At 52.0% G+C, this 11,924-nt stretch carries 9 protein-coding genes; 7 read left to right on the forward strand and 2 right to left on the reverse strand.

Annotation, left to right across the window (positions count from 1 at the left end; all coding sequences use genetic code 11):
• Window positions 1-5: 5 nt before the first annotated feature.
• Window positions 6-263, forward strand: coding sequence for a DUF2198 family protein (locus ACFSDB_RS04775; protein ID WP_204890730.1), 258 nt, complete (start codon window positions 6-8; stop codon window positions 261-263).
• A gap of 19 nt (window positions 264-282) precedes the next feature.
• Here ACFSDB_RS04775 and ACFSDB_RS04780 read toward each other — a convergent pair whose 3' ends face one another.
• Together ACFSDB_RS04780 and ACFSDB_RS04785 are read right to left on the reverse strand one after the other, a co-directional pair.
• Window positions 283-591 (reverse strand): AzlD domain-containing protein, encoded by a 309-nt coding sequence (locus ACFSDB_RS04780; RefSeq protein ID WP_204890729.1) that lies wholly within the window; start codon window positions 589-591, stop codon window positions 283-285.
• Entirely contained in the window at window positions 591-1,283 is a 693-nt protein-coding gene (locus tag ACFSDB_RS04785) for an AzlC family ABC transporter permease (RefSeq protein WP_204890728.1), read from the reverse strand. The genes ACFSDB_RS04780 and ACFSDB_RS04785 overlap by 1 nt, the downstream gene beginning before the upstream one ends.
• A 207-nt stretch (window positions 1,284-1,490) precedes the next feature.
• Between ACFSDB_RS04785 and ACFSDB_RS04790 the strand changes: the two genes are divergently transcribed.
• The 6 genes from ACFSDB_RS04790 to ACFSDB_RS04815 all read left to right on the forward strand — a co-directional run bounded on the left by ACFSDB_RS04790 (window position 1,491) and on the right by ACFSDB_RS04815 (window position 11,840).
• On the forward strand, window positions 1,491-2,117 hold the full coding sequence (locus ACFSDB_RS04790; protein WP_377339288.1) for a TVP38/TMEM64 family protein: 627 nt from the start codon (window positions 1,491-1,493) through the stop codon (window positions 2,115-2,117).
• Between the two features lie 69 nt (window positions 2,118-2,186).
• Window positions 2,187-5,663 carry a helicase-exonuclease AddAB subunit AddB gene (addB, locus tag ACFSDB_RS04795; RefSeq protein WP_204890727.1) on the forward strand — a complete coding sequence of 1,159 codons (3,477 nt, stop codon included), beginning with the start codon at window positions 2,187-2,189 and terminating at the stop codon, window positions 5,661-5,663.
• Window positions 5,641-9,267, forward strand: coding sequence for a helicase-exonuclease AddAB subunit AddA (gene addA / locus ACFSDB_RS04800; protein WP_204890726.1), 3,627 nt, complete (start codon window positions 5,641-5,643; stop codon window positions 9,265-9,267). Before addB ends, addA begins: the two co-directional genes overlap by 23 nt.
• A 10-nt stretch (window positions 9,268-9,277) precedes the next feature.
• Complete coding sequence (locus tag ACFSDB_RS04805) at window positions 9,278-10,456, forward strand: DUF418 domain-containing protein (protein ID WP_204890725.1); 1,179 nt, start codon at window positions 9,278-9,280, stop codon at window positions 10,454-10,456.
• Between the two features lie 43 nt (window positions 10,457-10,499).
• Window positions 10,500-11,399: a fumarylacetoacetate hydrolase family protein gene (locus ACFSDB_RS04810; protein WP_204890724.1), complete on the forward strand. Its 900-nt coding sequence runs from the start codon at window positions 10,500-10,502 to the stop codon at window positions 11,397-11,399.
• A 69-nt stretch (window positions 11,400-11,468) separates the two neighbouring features.
• Window positions 11,469-11,840 carry a YisL family protein gene (locus tag ACFSDB_RS04815; protein WP_204890723.1) on the forward strand — a complete coding sequence of 124 codons (372 nt, stop codon included), beginning with the start codon at window positions 11,469-11,471 and terminating at the stop codon, window positions 11,838-11,840.
• Window positions 11,841-11,924: the final 84 nt, after the last annotated feature.

Consider the following 11,924-nt stretch of genomic DNA (forward strand, 5'->3'; position numbering starts at 1 on the left):
TGTAAATGGAATCGATGGCCACGAAATTTTTATTGTCCCTGCTTCTGCCGGGGCTGCTCGTCGTACTGTTTACACGAGTCACGTTCAATCACATCATTGGATTGATCCTTACTGTCGCGCTGATAGCAGCGGCAGTCTATGCAGGATATACAAATACCTGGTTTTTATATGTCGTGAATGCGGCTTCCTTGACCCTCGGGTTCTGGTACGCATCCAATATGTATCACCGGTCGAAAAAAGCCGACACTCATGAAGATGAGTGACGGCTTTTTTTTCTGTTTTCTAAAAGAAGAACAAGCTATAGCCCGCAAGTACGGCGATGGACCCAAGGACGACGAAGACGACGTTTGCCCCGGTCAGCGCAATCGCGAATGCCGCAATGGCGCCGATGACGCCGAACCAGATGTTTTCCTGGATGAAGAATATGGCCGGGAAGATAAGCGCACCAAGCACCGCATACGGGATATTCCGAAGAACGTGCTGCACAGGGGCCGGAAGTTCGCGTCCTTCTAGTAATGTCAACGGAATGGCACGGGGCAGGTAAGTCACTGCCGCCATGCCGAAAATCATCCACCAGAACCAAGCACCCATTAAGAATTACCGCCTTTCGAGGATATGAGTTCAATAATGATGGCCGATGCCAGCGTGGAAACCAAAATCGCCCAGCCGGTCGAAAGCCAGCCTGTAAAATAGAAAACGGAGTTGATCATACCGGCAATCAGCGCCAGGCTGACGACTTTTCGGTTGCCGCGCATGGATGGCACGAGCAAGCCGACGAACATGGCGTAGAGTGCGATGGACATCGCGGATTGCAGGAAATGGGGAAGATTCGCACCGATCAAGTGGCCGAGTGAAGTGAAGACGACCCAACTGCCGTACGAAATGAGGATGACACCGGCCGCAAAAGAGGTCTTCACCCGCTCCTCCCGCTGGATGGCAAGTACAGCAAAGGATTCGTCGGTGATGCCGAAAGCATACAACGCCTTTTTCCAGACTGGGGCCGGCTCCATCTTTTCATTCAATGCAGCGGTCATCAGAAAATGACGGATATTGACAATAAACGTATTCAAGACAATGAGGATTGGTGCGACGCCAGCCGTTATCAGGGACAAGGAGATATATTGAGCAGCTCCTGCAAAAACGAAAATGCTCATCGCTGTCGCTTCGATCAACGACAGCCCGGTGGTCTTGGCAAGCAATCCAAATGTCAGGGCCACAGGGAAATAGCCGATGGCAATACTCATACCGGCTTTCAGGCCTGCAGAAAATCCACGCGCTTCCATTTGACTCGCTCCTTATGTAAAAGTATTTCTCTTTTCCAAACGTGTGGAAAGAGTGTAAAGTAATCAATATAGTCTATCATACAATAATTCGTTTTTTGAAGAAGATTTTCAAAAACTGCTTCCGGCAAGAAATGAACATGGGGAATGCAGGAGATTATCTATAGCACAATAATGGCATTCAAATTGGACTGGTAAAGGATGGAACTCATGGCAGACTTTTTTTCGATGGAAAATATTTTAGAGTTGACGCAGTCATACCGGGCTTTCGGCCCGCTCATCGGTTTTTTGCTGCCGTTTCTGGAAGCATTCCTGCCGTTTCTGCCTTTATTCGTATTCGTGTTTGCGAATGCGACCGCCTACGGGCTATGGCTCGGTTTCCTGATTTCCTGGGGGGGCACCGTGATTGGCGCATATGCTGTGTTTTTAGTAGTCCGGAAATACGGACGCGCCCGGTTTATGAATTTCATGACAAGGCATGACAAAGTGCAAAAGCTCATCCATTGGGTAGAGCGCAACGGCTTCGCGCCGCTGTTTCTCTTATTGTGCTTTCCGTTCACGCCATCAGCCCTTGTCAATTTGGTGGCAGGGCTTTCGAACATCAGCAAGCATTATTATTTATTGACGGTCATGGCGGGGAAATTCGTCATGGTTTTCATGATCTCGTTTGTCGGCTACGACCTGCGTGCGCTTTTTACCCAGCCGCTCCGTACGGCAATAGTTGTCGCCGTCATCGCAGCGCTTTATATTATCGGGAAGGTACTCGAGAAGCGGCTGCATAAGAAAGTGGAAGAAGATTTCCGCCAAGTGCGTGAAGAACGCAGCAAAGAAAAGTGATCATAGTGGCGTCCAGCAAGAATTTCTTATAAAATTAGAACAAGCGTTCTATTTAAAGGGAGTGAATTTATGGCATTGCGAATCGTGTACGGCCGAGCAGGTTCGGGAAAAACCCGATTTATCCAAGAGGAAATAGCGGAAGAGCTGAAACGCAGCCGGGACGGAGATCCGATTTTCATGATTGTTCCGGATCAGATGTCCTTCTCGACAGAATATCGGCTGTCATCTGCTTATGGCATGCAGGGCATGATCCGAGCACAGGCTGTGACATTCAAGCGTCTGGCGTGGCGCGTGCTGCAGGAAGTCGGGGGCATCAGCCGGAAGGAAGTTGATACGTTCGGCTACCGCATGCTGATCCGCAGCTTGTTGGAAGAGCACCGGGAAGACTTCCAGTTGTTCCGCAGAGCAGCCGGCAAGCGCGGATTCACCGACCAGATCGAGCAATTGGTCAAGGAATTCGCACGGTATTGCGTCGACTGCGGCGAGTTTACCAATATCCGGTCGTCGCTGGCATCGGTCGGCGCCCCACGCACATTGCTCGACAAAGCGGCAGACTTGGAATTGATCCTGGCTCAGATCGAGAGCCGGCTCGGAAAAGTGTTCGTCGATTCGGAAGGCCATCTGGCGCTTCTCGCTGAAAAAATCAAACATTCCGGGCTTATCAAAGAAGCCGATATATACATTGATGGATTTGTGACATTCACCGTCCGTGAATACGAAATTATCCGCGAATTGATGAAATATGCCAAAAACGTCACCATTGCTTTGCCGATGGACGAGGCGAGCGACCCGTTCGATGAGCAGGCGCTTTTTTACCAGCCGGCAAATACGGCGCGCCGTTTGAAAGAGATGGCGCAAAAAGAAGGCGTCGAAGAGGATTTTCCGCATTACCTGGAACAGCCCCTGCGCTTCAACAATCCGCAATTGGCGCATCTTGAACGCCATTTTGATGAATACCCCGTCAGGCCATCGGGATCCGATGGCCATATCGGCCTGGTAGAAGCGGCGAACAGGCGGGCGGAAGTCCATGCCATGGCCCGCTCCATCAGGCAGCAGGCCATGGAAGGGATCCGCTTTAAGGACATCGCAATCCTGTACCGCCAGCCCGAAGTATACGATGAATTGATCAATACCATTTTTCCTCAATATGATATTCCGTACTTTATCAGCCGAAAAAAATCGATGCTTCACCATCCGCTGATCGAATTCAGCCGGTCGGTCCTTGAGGCCGTCCAGTCCAATTATTCCTACGAGCCTGTGTTCCGCGCAGTCAAGACGGATCTGTTCTTTCCGGAGGGCAGTGTATCGAAATGGCGCGAACGGAGCGACCTCCTGGAGAATTTCATCATCGCGAACGGCATTTACGGGGAGCGCTGGTTTGATGAAAAGCGCTGGTTCTACAAAAAGTACCGCGGTCTTGAAATGCATACTGGCATCCAGACCGACGAAGAATTGGCGGCCCAAGTGGAGCTGCACGCCGTCCGCGACCTTGTGCGCGAACCCATGCAGCGCCTGAAAGGGCGGCTGGATGAGTGCCGCACAGGACGTGACTTCGCTGAAGCGCTTTTCCTGCTTATTGAAGAACAGGATGTCTACAGCAAGCTTCAGAGCCTGAAAGAGCGAGAAGAAGCGGAACACCGCCTGCTGTCGGCGACAGAGCATGAGCAGGCCTGGAACCAATGGGTGGAAGTGCTCGATCAGTTTGTTCTGATGTTCGGGGACAAGGAAATCAGCCTGAGCACGGCTGTCAAAATCCTCGATGAAGGATTTGAAACGCTGGAGTTCTCGAGGATTCCGCCATCGCTTGACCAAGTGACGGTCTCCAAACTCGATCTCGCCCGTCTGATGGACATCAAATCCGTTTTCGTCATTGGCGCAAACGATGGTGTTCTGCCGCGGCGCGTCGAACAGGAGGGCCTCTTGACAGATACCGACCGCGAATGGTTTGCGCAAGTCGGTTTTGAACTTGCGCCCACCTCCCGGATGCGGTTGATGGATGAAACGTATATGGCTTACCGCGCATTCACGTCCGGGTCTGATCTGTTGACGGTTTCCTATCCGATTGCGGATGAAGAAGGAAAGGCGCTGCTGCCGTCGCTTTATATCCAGAAACTTCGGGATATGTTCGCACTAGATGTGATTCCGGCAGCAACCGATCCAGCCGACCTGGCCGGGGCGGAGCCGCTTGCGTACATTTCCCATCCGCGCGCGACACTCGCCTATTTAACGTCACAGCTGCGCGGAGGGGAGTTAGGTGCCGAATGGAAGGCCGTCCTCTCCTATTACCGCGGAGACCCCTTGTGGGCTTCTGTCGTAGCGCGCATACTCGAACCGGCCAAGCCCAATAAAGCCGATCCGCTGCGGGAAGACATTGCAGAGCCGTTATACGGCACGCCGGTCGCTGCCAGTGTGTCGCGTGTAGAGACGTATTTCAGCTGCCCATTCGCCCAGTATGTCGCATACGGCCTTCGCTTAGAAGAGCGGGACCAGTACAAATTGGCGGCTCCCGCGATGGGCGATTTGTTCCATGCAGCAATCAAGTGGATATCAGATGAAGTTTCGCGACTGGGCTTGTCGTGGTCTGAAATCACGCAGAAGCAGGCGCAGGAATTGTCGAAACAGGCCGTCGAGCAATTGTCGCCTTACTTCGTCAACCACATCCTGATGAGTTCGCACCGTTACCGGTATATCCAGCATAAATTGCAAGCAATCATCCGTCAGACTGCGTTCATGCTGGGCAAGCATGCCAAGGTCACCGGCTTTTCGCCGGTCGCACTGGATGTCGGCTTCGGTTTGAAGGAAGCCGTGCCGCCCCTTGCCATCGGCTTGAAAGGCGGGCGCAGCATGAACATCCGCGGGCGCATCGACCGCATCGATGCCACCGAAATCAACGGAAAGCCGTATCTCCGGATCATCGATTACAAGTCTTCCAAGCAGGGATTGGAGCTGGGCGATGTCTATCACGGGCTTGCCCTTCAGACGTTCACTTATCTCGACGTCGCATTGGACAACGCGGAACGCTGGCTGGAGCGTGAGGCGGAACCGGCAGGCGTCCTGTATTTCCATATGCACAACCCGATGCTGAAGCTCACCAAGCTGATGACAGCTGAAGAAGTGGAAGAAGAGGTGGCCAAATCATTCAAGATGAACGGGCTGCTCGTCGAAGATCCGGACGTCATCCGCGCCATGGACAGCGGCATCGACGGCTATTCGAATGTCGTGCCGGTAAGGATGAACAAAAGTGGAACCATCTCCGCATCCCAGTCCAAAACGGTCCAAAAAGAAGACATGGAAGCGATCCGGCGCTTTGTCCGCAACAAGCACCAAAGCGCCGGGAACGGCATATTAGATGGCGATACGCGTATCACGCCTTATAAAGTGAAGGAAGATACGCCTTGCCAATTCTGTTCTTACCGTTCCATCTGCCAGTTTGATCCGGCGGACCCGGACCAGCATTACCGGAAACTTCCTGCTTTGAGCAACGACAAAGCAGTAGAATTGATTCGAAAGGAGACGACAGACGATGATTCCGAACAAACCGACTGATGCCACTTGGACTGACGAGCAATGGCAGGCCATCTGGGCAAAAGGGCAGGATATGCTCGTGTCAGCAGCTGCCGGCTCCGGAAAAACGGCGGTGCTGATCAACCGGATGATCGAGAAAGTGATCGCCGAGGAAGATCCGATTTCGGTCGACGAGCTGCTGGTCGTGACATTCACGAACGCATCGGCTGCCGAAATGCGCCACCGGATGCTTGGGGCGCTTGAAGAAGCCGTAGCGCAAAATCCGGAATCCAAGCATTTGAGAAAACAGCTCCGGCTGATCAATAAAGCCCAGATTTCGACGCTGCACTCGTTCTGCCTGCAAGTCGTGAAGCAATATGCATATTTATTGGAAATCGATCCGGGTTTCCGCATCGCCAACGAAACGGAAGCGGCCCTGCTGCGGGATGATGTGCTGGAAGCTGTTCTCGAAAACGCTTACCAAGGCGAAGGCGCAGAAGCGGTTTATCGGCTGGCCGACAGTTTCACCTCCGACCGGAACGACCAGGCGATGGAAGTGCTCTTAAGCAAGCTATACGATTATTCAAGGGTCCATCCTGAGCCCGAACGCTGGCTCGAAGGGGTGCCGGCACTTTATGCGGTTCCCGAAGGGGCTACAATCGATGATCTGCCGTTTATCGGGGACCTGAAGATGACCATCAGCCACGCGTTTGAAGAAGCGCTCCAGATTGCCCTGGAAGGCAAGATGCTGACGCTTCAGCCGGACGGGCCCGAGGTGTTGGGGGAAACGTTCGATCTGGATCTGGCAGTGATTGAAACCGCCATCGCAGCACTCGACGAATCATGGGAAAGCCTGTACACACTAAGCAAATCGTTCAGTTGGCCGAAAGCCGCCACGATTCGGAAGGACACGTGCGACCCGCGTCTGGCAGAAGAAGCCAAAGGGCGGCGCAATGAAGTGAAGAAAATCGTCAATGGCATTTTCGAATCCTATTTCATCCGGAGCCCGAAACGGCTGTTGGCGGAAATGCGGGAAATGGCGCCGCTGATGGAAACGCTCGTGGGCTTGACGAAAACCTTTGCCGCCCAGTACCGGTCGCTGAAAATCGACCGCGCAATCGTCGACTTTTCGGATTTGGAGCATTATGCCCTGGAAATTTTGAGTGAGGGCGGAAAACCTTCCGCCATTGCAAAGGAATACCAGGCACAATTCAAAGAAGTCCTCGTTGATGAATACCAGGATACGAATATGCTCCAGGAAACCATCTTGTCGCTGGTGAAATCGGGGACGGAAGAAACCGGCAATCTGTTCATGGTCGGTGATGTCAAACAATCGATCTACCGTTTCCGTTTGGCAGAACCGATGCTGTTTTTGGGCAAATACAGCCGGTTCACCAAAGAAGCGGAAGGCACCGGCCTGCGCATCGATTTGAATGCCAATTTTCGCAGCCGAAAGGAAATCCTGGACGGCACCAATTATATCTTCTCCCAGATCATGGGCGAGCGCGTCGGGGAAATCACCTATGACGAAGCAGCTGCCCTGAAGCACCAAGCGCCTTTTCCGGAATCGGATGTGCCGATTGAATTGACGCTGATCCATGAGCCGGATACCGAAGAAGCCGAAGAAGCGCCTGAAGACGATATGTCAAAATCGCAATGGGAAGCCCGCTATATCGCTGCGAAGATCCGGGAGCTGATGGAGCAGGAGACACTGGTCTATGATCCGTGGAAGCAGCAGAACCGGCCGCTTGAATACAGCGACATCGTAGTGCTGATGCGGTCGATGACATGGTCCGGCGATTTTGTGGACGAGTTCAAAGCGGCCGGCATCCCTCTCTATGCGGAATTGACCGGCGGCTATTTCGATGCGCTTGAAGTGATGATCATGCTCAATACCCTGCGTGTAATCGACAACCCGTTCCAGGACATCCCGCTGGTCTCCGTCCTGCGGGCACCATTCATCGGATTAAAGGAGAACGAGTTGGCCGAGATCCGGCTGGCAGCGCCCAATGCTTCATTCTACGACGCAGTCAAGGCATTCATCCGCAGCGGGACCGGCATCGATCCAGCAGCTGCTGAAAAGCTCCGGCGCTTTACGATTCAATTAGAAGACTGGCGCAACCTCGCCCGGCGCGGGTCACTTGCTGAACTGATCTGGCAAGTCTATTTGGATACGAATTATTATGAAATGGCAGGCGCCATGTCGAACGGCAAGCAGCGGCAGGCGAATTTGCGCGCGCTCCATGACCGGGCGCTTGAATATGAAAAAACTTCGTTCCGCGGACTGTTCCGCTTTCTGCGGTTTATCGACCGGATGCGTGAGCGCGGCGACGACCTGGGAACTGCCAAATCATTGAGCGAAAAAGAGAATGTCGTCCGCCTGATGACAGTCCATAAGTCAAAAGGGCTCGAATTTCCGGTCGTGTTTTTCGCTGGGGCTGGAAGATCCTTCAATGAAATGGATTTCCGGAAATCCTATCTATTCGACCAGAAATACGGCCTCGCCGTCAAAGCGATCAATCCGGACACGCGGCTGGAATACACGTCGCTGCCGTTTTTAGCGGTTAAGGAAATGAAGCAGCTGCAGATGAAAGCGGAGGAAATGCGCGTGTTGTATGTTGCAATGACACGGGCCAAAGAGCGGCTGTTCATCACGGCTTCGGTCAAAGATATCGACAAGCTCGTAGAAAAATGGAAAGTGAATTCCCCGCTGACGCTGCTGCCGGACTTTATGCGTTCACGGGCGAAAGGCTATCTGGACTGGATTGGCCCTGCACTTTCCCGCCATCCGGATGCGGCGGAAATTTTTCAGGCCGAAGGACAAGCGCTTCCGCACCACTCCCGTTTCCGCGTCAGTGTGGTCGAATCGGCTTCTCTGCTGCCGGCTCCGCTCGACGTGGAAGAGCTGCTTCAGCCCCATGCCGGGGATATGGATTACACGGAAGAAGTGGAAAAGCGCTTCGGTTACCAGTATCCGCATTTGGCAGCGACTGAAAAGCGTTCCAAACAATCGGTTTCCGAGATCAAGCGATTGCAGATGCTGCAGCGCCTCGATGAACCGGAATCTTTTATTCAAGCCAGCCAATCGATCGGTGGACCTTCCCGGAATCCGTTGTTCCACCGTCCTGATTTCATGCAGGAAAAACGCTTGTCTGCCGCTGATGTCGGAACGGCCGTCCACGCGGTGATGCAGCATTTGCCGCTTGACCGGAAGATGAACTTCACGGAAATCAAGGAATTCATCGAAGAACTGGTCGGAAAGGAAATCCTTTCACCTGAAGAAGGGAAGGCGGTCCGTGCCAGGGATATTGAAAAATTCTATGCCAGTGTTCTTTATGGACGCCTTGCAAATGCTTCGAATGTCAAAAGGGAAGTGCCTTTTACTTACGCTAAGCCGGACCATGACGGCGACCATCAAATCATCCAAGGGATTGTCGACTGCCTGTTCGAAGAAGAAGGCGGCTGGGTGCTGCTTGATTACAAAACGGACAGCGTGTTCCAACTGGCGGACGTCGAAAAGGAAATGGGAGCCCGCTATGGCGTGCAGCTCGCTGTTTACCAGGAGGCTGTCGAAGCGATTCTCCAGATACGCATCAAGGAGCGGCTGCTTTATCTATTTGCCGCTGAACAGCTCGTGAAGATTTAGGAGGTTTCCCGTGAAATTACAACCAGTAGCATTACACGAACGGGTGGAAGCGATCGATTTGATGAGAGGGTTTGCGCTTTTGGGCATCCTGCTGATCAATATGCCGACCTTCCACTCGCCGTTTTCTTACATTGATCCATATACGTGGTTTGCCGGCAAATGGGACACGGAAATGTTCGCATTTCTTGATATTTTTGTTCAGGCGAGCTTTTATCCGTTATTTGCGATGTTATTCGGGTATGGTTTAGCAATGCAGTTCATGAAAGCGAAGGCTAAACAGCAGCCGTTCGTTCCATTGGCGGCCAAGCGGCTGTTGTTTCTTCTGCTGATCGGCATTGTCCATGCATTTTTAATCTGGTATGGGGATATTTTGATCACCTATGCCGTGACCGGCTTTTTGCTGATCGGGCTTTTGCGCTTGCCTCCAGCTTGGCTGCTGGGGTTGGCGGCGCTGCTTTATACGATTCCGCAGGCTTTCATGGCGCTGCTCCTCTTTATCGCAGTATCGGTCGACCCCAATTTCTACACAGGCATGCAGGAAGTACAGAGTTCTTTGGCTGCCTATCCGACCGGGACGTTTGCTGAGATATTCCGTCAGCGGATGGAAGACTGGCTCCACAGCAACAACCCGTCGGTCTACTTTTTGTTGATCATCACGATTTTGCCGCATATGATGCTTGGGGCGGCCGCAGCAAAATGGCGGTTGGTCGAGCGGGCAGCCGACATGAAGAAAGGCTGGCTGGCCATTGTGGGACTTACGCTTTTAGCAGGGCTATTCTTGAAATCGACGCCTTTCCTGTTTGAGCAAAATTATGCATTCAGACACGTTCAGGATGCATTTGGCGGACCGCTCCTATCCATTGGCTATGCAGCGCTCTTTGTGCTGGCGGCACAAAGCGACGCCTTCCGAAAAGCCATGCGGCCGCTTGCGAAAGCCGGGCGCATGTCGCTGACGGTCTATATTTCCCAATCGGTCATCGCCACACTCCTGTTTTATTCATATGGATTAGGTTTATACGGCCAAGTGGATCTTGTCACCGGGACGTGGATCGCCTTAGGGATTTTTGCCATCCAGCTGATTTTCGCAGAAATGTGGTTTTCGAAATTCTCCCAAGGCCCGCTTGAAAAATTATGGCGAAGAGCGGCTTACGGAAGAAATTTTGAAAAAAGCAACAATTCAAAACCGTGAATGTGTATAATAAATGGAATCAAAGAAAAGGAGTGTTTGAGAAATGAAGCTGTTATCTTTTCGATTTGAAGGAAAAGAACGTTTTGGCCCGAAAGTGAAGAAAGAGGAAGCGGTATGGGATGTTTTGGCGATCCAGCAGGAATTGCAGGTTTTGCCTTCTTTTCCGAACCGGTTGATTGAAGGGCTTCCACAAGGCATGGAGTTTGTGGAACAGATACGCAAGCTGACTGAAGCGGCTTCCAAATCGGAACAACCTGAACAATTCAAACTCTCTTTTTCGGATATCGAATGGCTAGCGCCGATATCAAGAACACCTAAAAACATCATTTGCATCGGCAAGAACTATGCGGACCACGCCAAGGAGATGGGGGCTGATGCGCCTGTCGAAATGGTGGTTTTCACAAAAGCGCCGAATACGATTGCTGCAGATGAGCAGACGGTTTCTGTCCACAGCGACGTAACCGAAGCATATGACTACGAAGGGGAACTGGCTGTCGTAATCGGCAAAGCCGGCAAAAATATTCCGAAGCAGATGGCCTACGATTACGTTTTCGGTTATACGATCGCCAATGACTTGACGGCCCGTGACCTGCAGAGCAAGCATCAGCAGTATTTCCTTGGCAAGAGCCTTGAAGGCTCCTGCCCGATGGGGCCGTACCTCGTCACGAAGGACGAAATCCCGCAGGCACAGAACTTATCGATTGTCACAAAAGTGAACGACGAACTCCGTCAGAACGGCAATACGGAAAACATGATCCGCCGCGTTGACGAACTGATTTCGGAAGTGTCGAAATATGTGGCATTGGAGCCCGGCGATGTCCTATTGACCGGCACACCGGCAGGAGTCGGTAAAGGGTTCAACCCGCCAAAGTTCTTGAAAGCGGGAGATACCGTCAAAGTTTCGATCGAATCGATCGGTACGCTCGTCACACATTTGTCATAACGGCAAATTTGTCTATTAGTCCCTTAGTTGTGCTAAACTGTTAAGGACTATATTAAAAGAGGTGACGATTTGGGCTTTTTAACTGATACTACACATTTGCACATCACGACATGGGTGATCGGCATCGTGCTGTTCCTGGCAGCTGCCTTCATGGCGCGTGAAAGCAAAGGACGCAAAATTATGCACATGGTCCTGCGCTTGTTCTACATTTTAATTATCATCACCGGACTCACTTTGTTCATCGAGCATTCTTCTGCAGATGCGATGATGTACGGCTTGAAATTCCTATTCGGCATTGTGACCATCGGCATGATGGAAATGGTGCTTGTGCGTTCGAAAAAACAAAAACCGGTAACGATGTTTTGGGCGCTGTTCGCGGTATCCCTGTTCGTGACCATGTTCCTCGGTTTCCTATTGCCGATCGGAATCGTATTATTCTAAGAAGCAGGCGCTCTGGCGTCTGCTTTTTTGTATGGAACTTCACAGTTTAGACGAAACTCCGCGGGAGCTGAGGCAAATCCCGAT

The sequence above is a fragment of the Planococcus chinensis genome (assembly GCF_042681545.1).
Taxonomy (GTDB): Bacteria; Bacillota; Bacilli; order Bacillales_A; family Planococcaceae; genus Planococcus; species Planococcus chinensis.